Consider the following 16,988-nt stretch of genomic DNA (forward strand, 5'->3'; position numbering starts at 1 on the left):
GGACCGGCCCGCGTCAGGAGAGCCGGCGCCACGCGTGGTCGAGGGTCCTGCGCAGCCGGGCGGCATCGTCGTCGGTGAGGCCGTCGGTCATGCGTCGCTCGATGTCGCGCACGGGCCGCTCGTAGTCGGCGAGGAGCCGATGCCCGAGATCGGTCAGCGCGATGAGAAGCTCACGCCGGTTGGCCGGGTTGGGGCGCCGGACGACGTAGCCGCGGCTCTCGAGTGTGCGGACCATGTCGGCCATCGACTGCGCGGTGACGAACGAGTCGCGGGCGAGTTGAGCGGCGGTGAGACCGGCATGCCGCTCCAGCACGGTCAGCGCGGTGTACTGCAGGGCGGTCAGCCCCGACGGCTTGAGCACCTCGTCAAGGCGCGCCCGTACGGCGAGTTCGGTGCGTTTGACCAGGTACAGCAGCGAAGGGGCCGCCTTCGCGCCTCTCCCGGCCGGCCGCGCGGCCGCTTCCGCCACGGCGCCCTCTCCTTCGTTCGTGAGGCGGTGCGCCGCTGCGGCGCACCCTGGTGCGACATCGGAACGACCCTACCCCATTGACAGGATTCCTGTCGGTCATCAGACTTGCCCCCCATAGCCAGGAATCCTGTCGATGAAGGGTGGACTCCAGTGGACCTGACAGGAAAGGTGGCCGTCGTCACGGGCAGTGGCCGCGGCCTCGGGCTCGCCTACTCCCGCGCACTGGCCGCGGCCGGGGCGTCCGTCGTGGTCAACGACGTGGACCGGCAGGCCGTCGACGCCGCGGTGGAGAGCGTACGGTCGGCGGGCGGCCGGGCGTTCGGAGTGACCGCCGCGGTCGGCGACACCGCCACGGCCGAGGATCTGGTCTCCGCGGCGGTGGGGCACTTCGGCCGGCTCGACATCCTGGTGACCAACGCCGGCATTCTGCGGGACAAGGTCCTGTGGAAGATGACCGACGATGACTTCGACGACGTCGTCCGCGTCCACCTGCGCGGCACCTTCACCTGCGCCAGGGCCGCCGCGACCCGGATGCGCGGACAGGGCGAGGGCGGACGCATCATCGTGATCGGATCGCCGGCCGGACAGCGTGGGAACTTCGGGCAGACCAACTACGCGGCGGCCAAGGCCGGCATCGTGGCCATGGCGCGCACCTGGGCCCTGGAGCTGGCGCGAGCCGGGATCACGGTCAACGCCGTCATCCCCGTCGCCGCCACCGAGATGACCAAGACGATTCCGGCGTTCGCGCCGGCCATCGCGGAGGCCGAGCGCACCGGCGAACCCCTTCCGGCCTGGATGCGCAAGGACGAAGGTCTCGGCACCGTCGAGGACGTCGCCGGCCTCGTCGTCTTCCTCGCCTCCGACGCCTCGGCCGCCATCACCGGCCAGGCCATCGGCGTCGGCGGGGACCGGCTGGCGCTGTGGGCCCACCCGCAGGAGAAGAAGGTGGAGCTGCGGGACGGCGGCTGGAACGCCGATGAGATCGCCGCCGCCTGGGCCGAAGGTGTCGGTGCGCAGCCCGAGTCCTCCGGCATCCCCGCGCCCCAGCCGACGGGAAACTGACATGCCGCCAACCGACAGGCCACGAACCGACCTGCCGCAAACCGACCTGCCGCGAACCGACATCGCCGCCCCCGCCGGCATGGACGTGGCACGGCTGACCGCGATCGACGTGCACACGCACGCGGAGGTGTCCCGGACGGGCCATCCGTCCCTCACCCCGGAGCTCATGGCCGCCTCGGAGAAGTACTTCGCCGCGCAGGGTCACCGCCAGCCCACGATCGAGGAGATGGCCGACTACTACCGCCGGCGGAACATGGCGGCGGTCGTCTTCACCGTCGACGCCGAGCACGCCCTGGGCCACCCGCCCATCCCGAACGAGGAGATCGCCGAGGACTGCGCCGCCCACGCGGACGCGCTCATCCCCTTCGCCTCACTCGACCCGTGGCGAGGCCGGGCGGCGGTACGCCGGGCGCACCGGCTGGTGGAGGAGTACGGGGTGCGGGGCTTTAAGTTCCACCCCAGCCTGCAGGCGTTCTCACCCGACGACCCCATGGCCTACCCGCTGTACGAGGCCATCGCGGAGCTCGGTGTGCCCGCCCTCTTCCACACCGGGCAGACCGGCATCGGCGCGGGTGTGCCGGGCGGCGGAGGCATCCGCCTGAAGTACTCCAACCCCCTGTTCCTCGACGACGTGGCGACCGACTTCCCCGAGCTGCAGATCATCCTGGCGCACCCGTCCTTCCCCTGGCAGGACGAGGCGCTGGCCGTGGCGACGCACAAGCCGAACGTGTTCATCGACCTGTCCGGATGGTCGCCGAAGTACTTCCCGCCGCAGCTCATCCGGTACGCCAACACACTGCTCAAGGAAAAGGTGCTGTTCGGCTCGGACTACCCGGTCATCACCCCCGACCGGTGGCTGAGCGACTTCGCGAAGATCGACATCAAACCCGACGTACGGCCGCTCATCCTCAAGGACAACGCGGTTCGCCTGCTCGGCCTCACTCCCGGCTGACCCCCACGGCGAGACCGACCGCCGCCGAACGACTTCTCCCGTCCCCACGAGCCCGGCCGCCCGGCGAAGGGCCCGGCCCATCCGAAAGGCACGGCATGCGCAACCACGGCATCGGGTCCTGGACCGCGCGACGCGCCCGTAGAACCCCGCACCGCCCCGCCGTCATCCACGAGGGCGTCCCGATCACCTACGCCCGACTGCACGATCGCACCACGCGCCTGGCCCACCACCTGCGCCGGCTCGGCGTGCGGCCCGGCGACCGTGTCGCGTACCTCGGCCCCAACCATCCCTCGTTCCTGGAGACCCTGTTCGCCGCCGGCCAGCTCGGAGCCATCTTCGTGCCCCTCAACACCCGGCTCGCCGAGCCGGAGCTGCGGCACTGCCTCACGGACTCCGGGGCGAGCGTTCTGGTGCACACCCCGGCCTTCGAAGAGTCCGCGGTCACCTGCGACGTTCCGCGCCGCCTTGCCGTGGACGCCGGCCTCGAACAGGCGCTCGCCGCGTGTCCCCCGGATCCCATCGACATCCGCGTGACGCACGCCGACACGGCGATGATCATGTACACCTCCGGCACGACGGGACGCGCCAAAGGCGCCGTGCTCACGCACGGCAACCTCATCTGGAACAGCCTCAACACCCTGGTCGACGGGGAGTTCGCCGCCGGTGACGTGGCACTGCTCTCCGCACCGCTGTTCCACACGGCCGCGCTGAACATGACCTGCCTGCCCACCGTGCTCAAAGGCGGCACCCTGGTGCTCGAGGAGTCGTTCTCCCCGGCCCGCACCCTCGACCTGGTCGAGCGCCTCCGCGTCACGGTGATGTTCGGCGTGCCGGCCATGTTCCAGCGGATCGCCGCGGAGCCCCGGTTCGCCGAGGCCGATCTGTCGTCGGTGCGGATGATGCTGTGCGGCGGCGCTCCGGTGCCGGAAGCGCTGATCCGGACCTACCGGCGACGCGGACTGGGTTTCCTCCAGGGCTACGGCATGACCGAGGCGTCCCCCGGCGTGTGCCTGCTCGACGCCGAGCACGCCCTCGACAAGTCCGGCAGCGCCGGCCTTCCGCACTTCTTCGACGACGTCCGCATCGTCGACCCCGCCGGCCACGACTCCTCCCGCGGCGAACTGCTCGTGGAAGGCCCGAATGTCATGAGCGGTTACTGGAACCTCCCCGATGAGACGGCCGCGGCCCTCCACGACGGCTGGTTCCATTCCGGGGACATCGCCCGCACCGATGACGACGGCTACGTCACCATCGTCGACCGCGCCAAAGACATGATCATTTCAGGCGGTGAGAACATCTACCCGGCCGAGGTCGAGAACCTGCTCTACGAGCATCCGGCCGTCGGTGACTGCGCCGTCATCGGGGTCCGGGACGAAAGGTGGGGCGAGGTACCCCGCGCCGTCGTCGTTCTCGCGCTCGATGCCACGGCGAGGGCCGAGGACATCCTCGCCTCCCTCGATGGGCGTCTGGCACGCTACAAGATTCCCAAGTCACTCGTCTTCACCGACGCTCTGCCCCGCACCGGCGCCGGGAAGCTGATCAAGGCTCGCATTCGAGAGAAATTCGGTACCCCTTCTGAAGGAGACCTGCCATGACCGCCGCGCGTACCGTCACCGGTCTCGACGAGATCAAGGCTCTCGCCGGGGCCGACCTGGGCCGTACCGACTGGTTGGAGATCACCCAAGAACGGGTGAACATGTTCGCCGACGCCACCGACGACCATCAGTGGATCCACACCGATCCCGAGCGTGCCGCCACCGGCCCGTTCGGTGCCACGATCGCCCACGGTTACCTGACCCTGTCTTTGATCATTCCTCTCTTCACCCGATTGCTGGCCATCGAGGGCATCTCGATGAGCATCAACTACGGCCTGGACAAGGTCCGTTTTCCGCAGCCGGTAAAGGTCGGCGCCAAGATCCGCCTGCACGGCACCGTGGAGTCCGTCGACGATGTTCGCGGCAACGGCGTCGAGATGCGGCTCGCCTTCACCGTGGAGATCGAGGGCTCCGACAAACCCGCCTGCGCCGCGCGGGCCGTCCTCCGTCATTACGCATAGACCAATGCCGGTCTTCGGTGATTGACGAGCCGATGACCGGCCGAAATTCGACGCTCGCAGATTCGCCGCAGGTATTGACCGATCGATCGATCAAAAGATACGTTCTGCGGCAATGGATTGATCGACCGATCGATCGATAATCCAGATGACCTACCGAGGAGGCCCGGATGAGCGGAGACGCCGGCAAGCCGGTACAGGGGCGGCGCGGTCGCCGGGCCGCGGACGCCACGCCCGTCAACGTCCGGCTGTCACGGGCGGCGCTGGAGCTGTTCTCGCGAAAAGGGTTCGACGCGACCGGGATCCGCGAGATCGGCGCGCACGCCGGCGTGAGCACCTCGATGCTCTACCACTACCTGAGCTCCAAGGACGAGGCCCTGAGCGACCTCGTGCTCGAAGGGCTCAGCAGGCACGGCCAGGCGCTGCAGGACGCCTGCGGCATCGTCGACCGTCCCGAGGAACGGCTCGCCGCCCTCATCGGCGTGCAGGTCATCATCCCCATCAAACATCCGCAGATGGGCCAGTTGCTGCAGCAGGAACTGCACGCACGCGACTGGTCCGACCATCCATCGATCAGCCGCCAGCGCGCGCGGACGAACCGGCTGTGGACCGACGTCCTCGCCCGGGGGCAGGCGGAGGGCGTCTTCACCTTCGGGTCGGCGTCGTTGGCGCGGATCGCGCTGATGCGCTCGACCACACTGGTCACCCAGTGGTACCAGGCCGACGGCGCGCTCGGCCTGGAGACGGTGGCCGCCCAGTTCGCCGACCTGGCCCTCGGAACCGTCCGCGCCCACCGCGACGGCCGCCCACTGCGCTTCGACGATCTCCAAGCCCCGTCGATCACCCGCCTGGTCGAGGTGGTCGAGAAGGCCCACCGGGACGTCTGGTGGTAACCGGCCGGCGCTGAAGGCATCACGCGCCCGCCCCGTACGGGCCTCATCCCCCACCAGCCGAACTCACATCACGACACGGCGCACCGCCGGTGTGCCCTGACGCGACCAGGCATGCCGTCACGACGATGACCGCCGTGCCGCGGAACGCCCATCTCACTCCACACACTCCTTCACGCCGCCGGATGCGGCGTGGTGTCATCGAGGAGGTACCCGGATGTTCGCCAACATCGGGGCAAGTCACCCATCCCCCACCCCTCCGCGCATCCAACGCCCGCCGGCGTTCCGTTCCCGCGTCCTCTGCGCGGTCGCCGCCGCACTGCTCCTCCCCCTCGCCGCCTGCGGGACGAGCGAGGCGGGCGACGGCGGTTCGACCCTCAAGGTCGGCTACATCGCACCCCTGTCGGGAACGGCCGCGCTCTACGCGGGGGGTTTCACCGGCGGCGTCGAGAGCGCGGTGAAGGTCCACGACCGGTCGGGCGGGTGGAAGATCAAGCTGACGAAGGGTGACGACGCCAGCGACCCGGCCACCTCCACGCAGGTCTGCCAGCGATTCGTCAACCAGGACCACGTCGACCTCATCGTGGCCGGCCAGCCCGCCGCCAACGCGCAGGCGTGCCGCGCCGTCGCCGCCGTCCGGAAGGTGCCGTACATCTCCTTCTCCACCGGCGCGACGGAGTTCTGCTTCCCCAACATGTGGAACTACGGGCCATCGCCCAAGCAGGCGGCGCTGCCGCTCATCGACCACCTGCTCGCCCACGGCTCGAAGAAGTTCTATCTGATGGGCACCGACTCGGCCTCACCGAAGGCGACCTTCGCCATCGTCAGAGCCCAGATCCAGGCCAAGGGCGGAACGGTCGTCGGGACGGGCTACGAGACGCTGGGCACCTCGGACTTCTCCCCCGACATCTCCAAGATCATCTCTTCCGGGGCCGACACCGTGTTCAGCGCCGTGGTCGCCGGCGACAACATCACCTACCACAAGCAGTTCGCCGCGAACGCGGGCACGGCCAGGCTCATTCAAGGTGACATGCAGATGGTCACCAAGACGGCACGAGCGCTCGGCTCCGCCGCCGCGGGCGTCGTCTACGCCGGCCCCTACGACCAGTCGGCCCAGAACGCCGCCAACACCACCTACCTCGCGGCGCTGAAGACGGCGGCGCCGAACGTGAACCCCGGTGACGCCATCCTCAGCTACCAGGGCATGACGCTCGTCACCAAGGCGATCGACACCTTGGCCAAGGGCGAGAAGCCCTCGTCGGCGAAGCTGGGGGCGGCCCTTTCGGCGGCCACGGCGGACACGCCGAGCGGCAAGGTGACCGCCGCGGCGAACCGGTACGTCACGATGCCGATGCGGATCTGGAAGGTCGGCTCGAACGGCTCCGCCTCCACCGTCCTGAACACCGTCCCGTCCGCCGACCCCGCCGTCGGCTGCAAGCAGTGACCGGGCGGGAGACGACATGACCGTCCTCATCAGCATGATCAACACCAGCGCGACCACCCTGCTCGTCCTCATGGGACTGGCGATCGTGCTGGGCCTGATGCACATCGTCAACCTCGCCCAGACCGGCTTCATGGCCGTCGGTGTCTACACCGGGCTGGAGATCGGGCCGCGCCTCGGCTTCTGGACGGGCGCGCTGATCGCCGCGATCGTCACCGGCCTGCTGGGCGCCGCCGCCGAGACCTTGCTGCTGCGGCGGGTCCGCGAGCGGATGCTGGAGACGATGCTGGCGACCTGGGGCCTGTCGCTGGTCCTGACCCAGGTCATCCAGCTGAGGTACGGGCCGGACAGCCGCGTCATGGCCACCCCGCTGCACGGCTCGTTCCACCTGTTCGGCACCACCTGGCAGAAGTACCGCGTGCTGCTGGTGGTCGCCGCCGTCCTGCTGATCGTGGCGATGTGGGCGCTGACCCGCTTCACCAGGGTCGGGTTGCGGGTGCGGATGTGCATGGCCGACCCGGACCTGGCCGAGGACAGCGGCATCAACACATCGCTCGTCCGGCAGACGACCTTCGTCCTCGGCTGTGCCCTCGCCGGATTCGTCGGCGTTCTGCTCGGCCCGATCTCCGGGATCAGCCCGAACTACGCCGGGAACCTGCTCATCCCCGCCTTCCTCGCGGTGATGATGTCGGGCCGTACCCTGCACGGCCTGGTCATCTCCGGCGTCGTCCTGTCGATCGTGCAGGTCGGGTTCGCCTACTGGTCCAAACCGGCGTACGCGACGGTCGCCGTCATCGCCGTGGCCGTCGTCGTCCTCGGCGTCCTCCCGGACGGCATCGACCTGCGAAGGTTCAGGAGGGTCCATGTCTAGGTCGGTGACGGCCGCCGCGGCCGCGATCGCCGTGGTCGTGCTGGTGACTCCCTTCCTCAGCGGCACCTACTACCAGCAACTGCTCGCCCAGGCGTTCCTGTACGCGATCGTGGCGGTGAGCCTGGACTTCGTCTGGGGCTACGCCGGCGTGCCCGACCTCGGACACGCGCTCTGGTTCGGCATCGGTGCCCTGTCGGTCGGCCACACCACCACGGTCCTGTCCGACGTCGGGCTGGTCACCGAGGTCCACGGCTCGGCCGGCCGGTATCTGGTGGGCGTCGTCATCGGCGTGGTCACCGCGACCGTCCTCGCCGCGATCGTCGCGCGGCTGTGCCTGTCGTCCCGCCGGTCGAACGACTTCTACATCGTCGTGGTGACGCTCGCGCTGGCGACCGCCGCCGTCACGGTCTACGACCAGACGCCGGGCCTCGGCGGGGGCGAGAACGGGCTGTTCGGCTTCAACCTGCCCGGCGTCTCCTCGCTGGGGTGGTACTACATCACCGCGGCGATGCTGGCCGTGACCGTCGCCGTCGCGCTGGTGGTCGTCCGCAGCGACTTCGGACTGCTGATGCGCGCCGTCCGTGACAACGCACCGCGCGCCCGCTACCTGGGCTACAACGACGTCAACGTCAAGATCTGGGTGTTCACCGCGGGTGCGGCCGTCACCGCACTCGCCGGGGCGGCCTTCGCGATGATGACCGGTGTCGCCAACGACGGCCAGTTCAGCTTCACGCTGGCCACCTCGATGCTGGTCTGGGTCGCCGTCGGCGGCCGCGCCACCATCGTCGGCCCGATGATCGGCGCGATCGTGATGAGCCTGGCCGGCGCCAAGTTGAACGAGCAGTTCCCCGCCCAATGGACGATCATCGAGGGCGCGCTGCTGATCGCCGTCGTGGTGTTCATCCCGGGCGGGCTGCTCGGGCCGCTCGTCCGGCTCGCCGGGCGGCTGCTCGCCCACCGGCACCCGCCGCGCGGACGCGTCATCGCCGCCGCGCCCGCTGAGCCGGACCGTCCGGCGCCGGACGGTCCGGCGCCGGACGCCGACGGCGGCGGGCCCGTGATCCGCATTCGCGACCTGGTGTTCGGATACGGCTCCCTGCGCGTCCTGGACGGCGTCGCCCTGGACGTCGTCGCGGGCGAGCTGCTGTGCGTCGTGGGGCCGAACGGTGCCGGCAAGTCCACACTGACGAACGTCATCACCGACGGACGGCTGCGGTCGCGCGGGACGGTCGAGTTCCTGCTGCCGGGCCGACGGCTCGGCGACCGGCCGGCACCGCACGAGATCGCCCGCGCGGGCGTGGGCCGGAAGTTCCAGATCCCCTCCGTCTTCGCCAGCCTCACCGTCGCCGAGGCGCTGCTGCTGGCCGACCGGCGCGGGGCGCTGCCCTCGCCGTGGCGGCGCAGCGCGACGGTCGGGGTCGCCCCGTCCGTCATCGACATCGTCCGGATCGCCGGGCTGGCCGGGCGGGCCGACACGCCGTCGGCCGACCTCTCGCACGGGCTGCGGCAGGGTCTCGAGGTGGCGATGGCCGTCGCGGCGCGGCCCCGCGTGATCATCCTGGACGAGCCGACCGCCGGGCTCACCGCCCATGAACGCCATGACATCGGCCAGGTCCTGGAGCACCTGCGCGACATCGGGATCGCGGTCGTGCTCATCGAGCACGATCTGGACTTCGTCATCCGCGTCTCCGACCGTGTGGTCGTGCTGCACGGTGGCCGCGTCATCGAGGACGGCCCGCCCGAGACCGTCCGCGGATCGGACGCCGTACGCAGCGCCTATCTCGGGACGGCGGTCCGATGAGCGCGAACGTCACGACCGAGACCCTCGGCCTGCACGTACGGGATCTCGACGCCGGGTACGGCGCGGCGACCGTCATCCGCGAGGTGTCGTTCGACGTCGCGGTCGGCGAGGCGCTGGCCGTCGTCGGCCGCAACGGCATGGGCAAGACGACCCTGCTCAAGGCGATCATGGGCCATGCCGGCCGGACGACCGGGACGGTCCGCGTCGGCGACTCCGACGTCACCGGCCGGCCCGCCCACCGGATCGTACGTCTCGGCGTCGGCTACGCCGCTCAGGAGGGAAACCTCTTCACCGACCTGACCGTCGCGGAGAACCTCCAGGCGGCCACCATGCACCTGCCCCGCGGTCATACGGCGAAGCGCCGCGAGGAGGTGCTCGCCTACTTCCCGGTGCTGACGAACCGTCTCTGGCAGACCGCCGGGACGCTGTCCGGCGGCGAACAGAAGATGCTCGTGCTCTCGCTGGCGCTGCTGCGCGAACCCCGGCTGCTCATCATCGACGAGATCAGCGACGGTCTCCAGCCGAGCGTCGTCGACACGGTCGGCGACGTACTGCGGGCCGAGCGGGAGCGGCGAGGCATATCCCTGCTCATGGCGGAGCAGAACGTCGACCTCAGCCTGCGGGTCGCCGACCGGGTGGCCGTTCTCAAGCTCGGCCGCATCGTGTCCACGGTCGACAGCACGGCGGAAGGCGTCCGCGACCACCTCATGAAGGAGCTGGCCCCATGACCGAGCGCAGCGAGGGAATCGAAGACGCGCGCCAGTGGTCACTCCCGCCGACGAAGGAGGATTCATGAGCGGCCGCGGGAGGAGCGGTGTGGTGCCGGTGGAGGGTGCCGGGCTGCGGTGGAGGAGGCTCGGGCACGGCGCACGAACGGTCGTCGCGGCGCACCAGGGGCCGGGCGGGCCGCCTCGTCCGCTCTGGCTGCGGATGTTGGCCGAGGTTCCCGGCCTCAACGTACTGTCGCTGGAGCTGCGCGGCACCGACGGCTCGCCACGCGCCCACGAGGATCTGGGCGACCGCTGGTACGAACGGTGGGCGATGGACGTCGCCCGTGTCGCCGAAGTCCTCGGTGAGACGGGTTACGTCTACGCCGGAGCGTCGCACGGCGCCGTCGTCGGCTGGCACCTGGCACTCGGCCGCCCGCCCGGACTGCGGGCGCTGGTGTCGGTGGTCGGCGCGCCACACGGCCGCGACGCCGGGCCGGGCCGATCGTCCGGCTGGGAACAGCGCAGGGCCGCCGTCCACGACCGACGGCTGGCCGAGGAGATCTTCGCCTCGATGCGCTCGCCCACGTCCGATCCGCTGCGGCTGCGCCGGCGCGCCCAGGCCCGCGAACGCTACCTGAAGAGCCTGGACGCACTCGATCCGGAGACGCTGCCGCGGGCCGGCGTCGCGCTGCCGCATCTGCGCACCGACGCGGAGGTCGCCGGCGAACTGCGCCGCGTCGACGTCCCCGTCCTCGTCGCCGGAGGTATGCAGGACCGGCTCTGCCGGCCCGAGGACAACCTGCGCGCCGCGAGTGCCGTCCCCGGTGCTCGCCTGGTCCTCTTCCAGGATCACGGCCACAGCACGCTCCTGGACGAGGAACCCGAGCCACTGATCGACCAGATCCGGCTCTTCCTCTCCCCCACCGACGCGAAGTCCAACGACCGGCCCGACCACGAGGAGAGCTCCCCGTGCCCTTGATGGAGATGGCAGACGCCACGCTGCACTACGACGAGTACGGCACCGGTGACGAAGTCGTCCTGTCGTCCGCCATGGCGTTCGACCCTCAGGCCTACCCGTCCTGCCTGGCGGCACCGCCCACCGGCTATCACGTGTACACGATCCAGGCGCGTGGATACGGAAGGTCCAGCCACCCGGACGTACCGCCGGAACAGGGCTGGCTGGACCAGTGGGCCGACGACGTCTGCGCCTTCGCCGACCGTCTCGGCATCGACCGGTTCATCTACACCGGTATCTCACACGGCGGCGGCATCGGCTGGCATCTCGCCGCCCGGCGGCCCGAACGGCTGAAAGCGCTGATCTCCGTGGTGGGTACCCCGCACGACCGCGCGGGCGGCACGGACTCGTCGGCCGGTCGCCGCCGGATGATCGAGAACCGCCGCTCCCCCGAGATCGTCGCCGAGCAGCTCCGGATCATGTACGGGCCGACCGACGACCCCGTCCGGCGGGCGGCGCGCGAGGAGGAGATCGCCCGCCGCGTGGAGCGGTACCTCGCCCAGCCCGAACGGGAGACGCTCATCAACCAGGGCAAGCCGTTCCCGCGGGCGCGCACCGACGAGGAACTGGCCGAGGTGTTGCGCGGCATCCGTGTCCCCGTCCTGATCCTGGCGGCGATGCGGGACGGGGTCATCTCCCCGGAGTCGGCGTTGCGCGCGGCCCGTTCGGTCCCGGGCGCCAAGTCCGTGCTCTTCGAGGACGAAGGCCATTTCATCGGCACGGAGAGCCCGGAGCGGCTCGTCCGGGAGGTGCGCGTGTTCGTCGACGAGCTGAACGACGTCGCCGAGCCCCGGACCGCCGCCAGGACGGGAGCCGGAGCATGAGCGAGCGGAGCGAGCGAATCAAAGAACACGTGCGCCGGGATCTCTCCTCCGACGGAGGAGGACTCATGAGCGCGGAGATCACCGTGATGGCCGTCGGCGACGTCATCCTCGACGAACCCGAGCCCGCCTCGTTCTTCGAACCGGCACGCGACACGCTGCTGGGGGCGGACGTCGCGGTCGCGCACATCGAGGTGCCGCACTCCGACACCACCGAGCGGACCAGCACCGACGTGCCCGCCCCGCCCGCCGATCCCGCCGCTCTGGCGGCGCTGCCCGGCGCGGGGTTCGGCGTCGCGACTCTCGCGGGGAACCACATCTACGACGCCGGCGCGAGCGGCGTCGCGGACACGATCCGGCACCTGCGGGACAACGGCGTGGCCACGACCGGCGCCGGGCCGAACCTGCCCGCGGCGCGGCGCCCCGCCATCGTCGAACGCGGTGGACTGCGACTGGCCGTGCTCAGCTACAACTGCGTCGGCCCCCGCGAGTCATGGGCCACCTCCGCGAAGGCCGGCTGCGCGTACGTGCACGTCCTGACCCACTACGAGCTCGACCACGCCAGCCCCGGCGGCCCGCCGCGAATCTACACCTTCGCCGAACCCGACGACCTCGACCGGCTCGCCGACGACGTACGCGCCGCCCGCGCCGAGGCCGACGCCGTCCTCGTCGCCTTCCACAAGGGCGTCGGCCACACCCCGGCCGCGATCGCCATGTACGAGCGGCCCGTCGCGCACGCCGCGATCGACGCGGGCGCCGACGCGGTCGTCGGCCACCACGCCCACATCATGCGGGGCATCGAGGTCTATCGCGGCCGTCCGATCTACCACGGCCTCGGCAACTTCGTCACCGTCACCCGCGCCCTCACCCCGACCGGCGGCGACAGCGCGGAGATCGAGGCATGGGCACGACGCCGCGTCGAACTGTACGGGTTCGCGCCCGATCCGGACATGCCGTTCTACCCCTTCCATCCGGAGAGCCGGAACACCGCCATCGCCACGATGCGGTTCGGCGCGTCCGGCCTCACCGGTGCCGGCTACGTGCCCTGCTGGATCGACGACCGAGGACGCCCGGTCCCGCGGGGCCGCCGCGACGGAGGCCAGGACGTCGCCGCCTACATCGACGGCATCGGCCGCCGCGCGGGCCTGGACACCGCGACGCGCTGGCGCGGTGACGCCGAGATCGAGTTGACGGAAGTGGACGGGGGAACCCGATGACGGCACGACCGCTGGACGGTAAGACCGTCCTGGACCTGACGACCGCGCTGGCGGGACCGTACGCCACGCTGCTGCTGGCCGGCCTGGGCGCCACCGTGATCAAGATCGAGAATCCGGCGACCGGCGGGGACAGCTCCCGCGGCAACTCCCCGTACGCGCGAGCGGACGGCCCGGCCGCCGATCGCCGCGACGACACTGACATGTCGGTGTCGATGCTGACCCGTGGCCGGGGCAAACTGAGCGTCACGCTCGACCTCAAGCAGCCCCGCGGCCGGGAGGTCTTCGCCGACCTCCTCGGCCACGCCGACATCGTGGTCGAGAATTACGCGGCCGGCACGGCCGACCGGCTCGGCGTCGGCTACCAGGCGGCGCGTGCGGTCAACCCGCGCATCGTCTACACCTCGATCAGCGGCTTCGGCGCGCAAGGCGGCGGCTCCGGCACGGGCAAGGCGATGGACACCATCATCCAGGCGCTCAGCGGGGTGATGATGACGGCCGGCGAACCGGGCGACCCTCCCGTCCGGTTCGGACTTCCGGTCGGTGACCTGCTCGCCCCGCTGTACGCCGTCATCGGCACCCTCGCCGCCGTGCTGCACGCCGAACACACCGGCGAGGGCCAGCACGTCGACGTGTCCATGCTCGGCGCGCTCACCTCACTGCTGTCCTGCGAGCCGTTCGACGCCTACGAGATGATGGGCCTGCCCGGCCGCACCGGCGCGCTGGTGCCGCGGCTCGCACCGTTCGGCGTGTTCCCGGCCGCCGACGGCTGGATCGCTCTGTGCGGCCCGACCGACGCGTTCGCGCGCGGGGTGTTCGCCGCGATGGACCGCCCCGAACTGGCCGGGGACGAGCGTTTCGCCACGCGCGACCGGCGCGTTCGGAGCGCCGCGGAACTCCACGAGCTGATCCGGTCCTGGTCGTCCGGGCTGACCCGCGCGGAGGCGATCAAGCGGCTCGCGGACCACGGCGTCCCGGCCGCCGAGGTACGGGACCCGGCGGAGGCCGTCCGGGACCCGACGGTCCTCGCCCGCGGGGAGGTCGTCGAGCTGGTCCACCCCGACCACGGCCCGACCGGACTGCTGGGCCCGGGAATCCCGATCACGTTCTCCGCCTCGCACGCCGACCTGGACCGCCCGGCACCTCACATCGGCCAGCACAACCAGGCGGTGCTCGGCGGGCTGCTCGGCTACTCCGCCGAACGCCTGGCCGCGCTCGCCGACGAGGGCGTCCTGTGAGCACCACGCCCGCGGCGCTCAAGGAGTTGCGCGACGCCTATGACGACCGGCCCGCCGCCATCCGGCGCCGACGCGCGGCGGGCGCCCCGGTCGTGGGATGCGTGGGCGCCGACGTCCCCGTCGAACTCGTCACGGCGGCCGGGGCGCTACCGGTGCGGCTGGCCGGGGATCCCGCCCGCGACCGCGCCGCCGCCGACCGCTATCTCGGCACCGGCCTCGATCCCGCGGCCCGTTCGATCCTCGCCGGTCTCCTGTCCGGAGAGCCGGAGCTGGACCTGCTGCTGATCTCCAACGACTGCGCCGCCTCACTGCGGCTCTTCTACACCGTCCGCGAACTGCGCCGGCTCGGCGTCGAACCCTCCCTGCCGCGCACCCACCTCGTCGACGTCCTTCATCTCCCCCACCGCACCACGACCCGCTACAACCGCGTCCGGCTCGCGGAGACCAAGGAACTGCTCGAACGCTGGTCCGGCCGGCGCATCGGCGAGAGCGAGCTCGCGAAGGCCGTCCGGCAGCACGACGAGGCGCGACGGAGGATTCTCGCCCTGCGGCGGCTGCGCACCGCCGACCGTCCCGCGCTGCGTGGCGAGGACGCGCTGGTCGCGATCGGTGCCGGCGCGGTGCTGACCCCCGAGGAACACGCGGCACTGCTCGACCGGCTCATGCTCGCCGACGCCGGCCTGCCCCGCTACGACGGTCCCCGCCTCTACCTCACCGGCAGTGCCCATGACGGTCCCGAGGTCTACCGTGCGATCGAAGCCGCCGGTTACCTGATCGTCGCCGACGACCACGACTGGGGAGACGCACTCGCCGGGCCGCTCGTCGGCGAGCCGACCCTGGACGCCCTGGCCGAGCGCTACCAGTACCGGGCCCCGACCGCGGCGCGGTCGTCGGTCCGCGTCCGCGCCGACCAGACCGCCGCCACCGTGGAACGCTCCCACCCCGACCTGCTCGTGTGCTACGTCCGCGACAGGGACGAGGCACCGGCCTGGGACTTCCCCGCCCAGCGCAGAGCGGCCGGCGTCCCGGCGGTGATCCTCGAACACCGCCGCTACGGAGAACTCGGCGAGGACGCGCTGCCGATCATCGCGGACGCCCTGCGCACCGCCCGTCAGAACGGAGAGACCGGCTGATGGCCCGGCGGAACAAGCTCCTCGCCTCTTCGATCGAGGCCACCCGCTACCAGCGGGAATGGTTCGCCGGGCTGCGCGAGGCCGTGGCCGGTGGCGCACCACTCGCCCTCGTCAACGCCGACGCACCACAGGAGATCTTCCGGGCGATGGGCATCCCGTACGTGGTGAACCAATGGTGGGCGTCCGTCGTGGCCGCCAAGCGGCGTACGGGCGAATACCTGCGGACGCTCCGCGAGAACGGCTATCCCGACTACTCCGAGCAGTACAGCGCCACCTCCCTCGCGTCCGTCTTCGCGGAGATCCCCGACCCTCCCTGGAACGGGCTGCCCCGGCCCACGATCGTCCTGGGCGACACCACCGGCGACGCCTCACGCAAGGTCTTCGACATCTGGGACGAGCAGGACGGGATCGCCTACTACCCGCTGGAGAGCGCCGCCGCCGACACCGTCCCGGTCAACTGGTGGGAGCTGATGCCGGACCAGTGGGAGACCGTCATCGGCACCGCACGCCTGGACCTCATGGTCGCCGAGCTGGAAGGGCTGGTGCGCTTCCTGGAGACGACGACCGGCCGCGTCTTCCGCGAGTCCCGCTTCCGCGAGGTCATGGCTCTGATCAACGAGCAGGAGGAATGGAACCGCCGCACCCGCGACCTCATCGCCCGCACGCGTCCCGTCCCGCTTCGCGTGGACGACAGCATCTCCAGCGTCATGGTCCCGCAATGGCACCGTGGCACCGTCTGGGCCCGGGACGCCGCCAGACGCTTCCATGACGAGGTCGCCGCGCGCGTCGCCGCCGGCGAGGCCGCCTGCCCCGGCGAGCGGCTGCGGTTGATGTGGATCGGCCGCGGCCTCTGGTACGACATGGACTTCTACCGGTACTTCGAGGAACGTCACGGCGCCGTCTTCGTCTGGTCGATGTACCTGGCGATCGCCGCGGACGGCTACATCCGCCACGGCGACGACCCGATGCGCGCCCTCGCTGCGAGGTTCGCGGCCTTCTCGGACCAGCTGTACCGCCCACCGTGGTCGAACGAGTGGTACCTCAAGGAGGCGAGACTGCACCAGGTCGACGGAGTCGTGCACCTGGTCGGCGAGGACGCGCGCAGCGGCTGGTTCATCACCGAGACGCTCGAACGCGCGGGTATCCCGGTGTTCGAACTGCGGGTCGACAACGTCGACCAGCGTGCCTACGACCTGACCACCGTCCGCGCCGCGGTCGATGACTGGCTCACCGACCGCGTCGCCGGCAGGGCATCGAAAAAGCCGAGCCCGCACACTCCCTCGGCACCTTGAGACGGGCGCGAACGTGCGCTTCAGGA

Annotated in this window: 16 protein-coding genes; 15 read left to right on the forward strand and 1 reads right to left on the reverse strand. The window is 70.9% G+C overall.

The window, feature by feature from the left end; all coding sequences use genetic code 11:
• Positions 1 to 13: 13 nt before the first annotated feature.
• Entirely contained in the window at positions 14 to 469 is a 456-nt protein-coding gene (locus ABEA10_RS12045) for a MarR family winged helix-turn-helix transcriptional regulator (RefSeq protein WP_345461796.1), read from the reverse strand.
• A 150-nt stretch (positions 470 to 619) separates the two neighbouring features.
• On the opposite strand from ABEA10_RS12045, the gene ABEA10_RS12050 reads away from it, so the two are divergent.
• The 15 genes from ABEA10_RS12050 (at position 620) to ABEA10_RS12120 (ending at position 16,962) form a co-directional block, all read left to right on the forward strand.
• Complete coding sequence (locus ABEA10_RS12050) at positions 620 to 1,531, forward strand: SDR family NAD(P)-dependent oxidoreductase (RefSeq protein ID WP_345461799.1); 912 nt, start codon at positions 620 to 622, stop codon at positions 1,529 to 1,531.
• Between the two features lies 1 nt (position 1,532).
• Positions 1,533 to 2,483, forward strand: a complete 951-nt coding sequence (locus ABEA10_RS12055; RefSeq protein ID WP_425550896.1) for an amidohydrolase family protein — start codon at positions 1,533 to 1,535, stop codon at positions 2,481 to 2,483.
• A gap of 95 nt (positions 2,484 to 2,578) precedes the next feature.
• Positions 2,579 to 4,078 (forward strand): acyl-CoA synthetase, encoded by a 1,500-nt coding sequence (locus tag ABEA10_RS12060; RefSeq protein WP_345461802.1) that lies wholly within the window; start codon positions 2,579 to 2,581, stop codon positions 4,076 to 4,078.
• Complete coding sequence (locus ABEA10_RS12065; RefSeq protein ID WP_345461805.1) at positions 4,075 to 4,539, forward strand: MaoC family dehydratase; 465 nt, start codon at positions 4,075 to 4,077, stop codon at positions 4,537 to 4,539. Before ABEA10_RS12060 ends, ABEA10_RS12065 begins: the two co-directional genes overlap by 4 nt.
• A gap of 167 nt (positions 4,540 to 4,706) precedes the next feature.
• Positions 4,707 to 5,429, forward strand: coding sequence for a TetR/AcrR family transcriptional regulator (locus ABEA10_RS12070; protein WP_345461808.1), 723 nt, complete (start codon positions 4,707 to 4,709; stop codon positions 5,427 to 5,429).
• 214 nt (positions 5,430 to 5,643) lie between these two features.
• On the forward strand, positions 5,644 to 6,870 hold the full coding sequence (locus tag ABEA10_RS12075; RefSeq protein WP_345461811.1) for an ABC transporter substrate-binding protein: 1,227 nt from the start codon (positions 5,644 to 5,646) through the stop codon (positions 6,868 to 6,870).
• Positions 6,871 to 6,886: 16 nt separating this feature from the next.
• Positions 6,887 to 7,738 carry a branched-chain amino acid ABC transporter permease gene (locus ABEA10_RS12080; protein WP_345461814.1) on the forward strand — a complete coding sequence of 284 codons (852 nt, stop codon included), beginning with the start codon at positions 6,887 to 6,889 and terminating at the stop codon, positions 7,736 to 7,738.
• Positions 7,731 to 9,539 (forward strand): branched-chain amino acid ABC transporter ATP-binding protein/permease, encoded by a 1,809-nt coding sequence (locus ABEA10_RS12085; RefSeq protein ID WP_345461816.1) that lies wholly within the window; start codon positions 7,731 to 7,733, stop codon positions 9,537 to 9,539. The genes ABEA10_RS12080 and ABEA10_RS12085 overlap by 8 nt, the downstream gene beginning before the upstream one ends.
• Positions 9,536 to 10,267: an ABC transporter ATP-binding protein gene (locus ABEA10_RS12090; RefSeq protein WP_345461817.1), complete on the forward strand. Its 732-nt coding sequence runs from the start codon at positions 9,536 to 9,538 to the stop codon at positions 10,265 to 10,267. Before ABEA10_RS12085 ends, ABEA10_RS12090 begins: the two co-directional genes overlap by 4 nt.
• A 64-nt stretch (positions 10,268 to 10,331) precedes the next feature.
• The gene (locus ABEA10_RS12095; RefSeq protein WP_345461818.1) at positions 10,332 to 11,228 is read left to right on the forward strand and encodes an alpha/beta fold hydrolase; all 897 of its coding nucleotides are present in this window, start codon (positions 10,332 to 10,334) and stop codon (positions 11,226 to 11,228) included.
• A complete protein-coding gene (locus ABEA10_RS12100) occupies positions 11,228 to 12,088 on the forward strand; it encodes an alpha/beta fold hydrolase (RefSeq protein ID WP_345462218.1) in 861 nt (286 codons plus the stop codon). The genes ABEA10_RS12095 and ABEA10_RS12100 overlap by 1 nt, the downstream gene beginning before the upstream one ends.
• A gap of 65 nt (positions 12,089 to 12,153) precedes the next feature.
• The gene (locus ABEA10_RS12105) at positions 12,154 to 13,302 is read left to right on the forward strand and encodes a CapA family protein (protein WP_345461819.1); all 1,149 of its coding nucleotides are present in this window, start codon (positions 12,154 to 12,156) and stop codon (positions 13,300 to 13,302) included.
• Positions 13,299 to 14,537 (forward strand): CaiB/BaiF CoA transferase family protein, encoded by a 1,239-nt coding sequence (locus ABEA10_RS12110; protein ID WP_345461820.1) that lies wholly within the window; start codon positions 13,299 to 13,301, stop codon positions 14,535 to 14,537. The genes ABEA10_RS12105 and ABEA10_RS12110 overlap by 4 nt, the downstream gene beginning before the upstream one ends.
• Positions 14,534 to 15,670: a 2-hydroxyacyl-CoA dehydratase gene (locus ABEA10_RS12115; RefSeq protein ID WP_345461821.1), complete on the forward strand. Its 1,137-nt coding sequence runs from the start codon at positions 14,534 to 14,536 to the stop codon at positions 15,668 to 15,670. The genes ABEA10_RS12110 and ABEA10_RS12115 overlap by 4 nt, the downstream gene beginning before the upstream one ends.
• Positions 15,670 to 16,962, forward strand: coding sequence for a 2-hydroxyacyl-CoA dehydratase (locus tag ABEA10_RS12120; protein WP_345461822.1), 1,293 nt, complete (start codon positions 15,670 to 15,672; stop codon positions 16,960 to 16,962). The genes ABEA10_RS12115 and ABEA10_RS12120 overlap by 1 nt, the downstream gene beginning before the upstream one ends.
• Positions 16,963 to 16,988 lie beyond the last annotated feature (26 nt).

The organism is Actinoallomurus oryzae (assembly GCF_039541955.1).
Classification (GTDB): Bacteria; Actinomycetota; Actinomycetes; order Streptosporangiales; family Streptosporangiaceae; genus Actinoallomurus; species Actinoallomurus oryzae.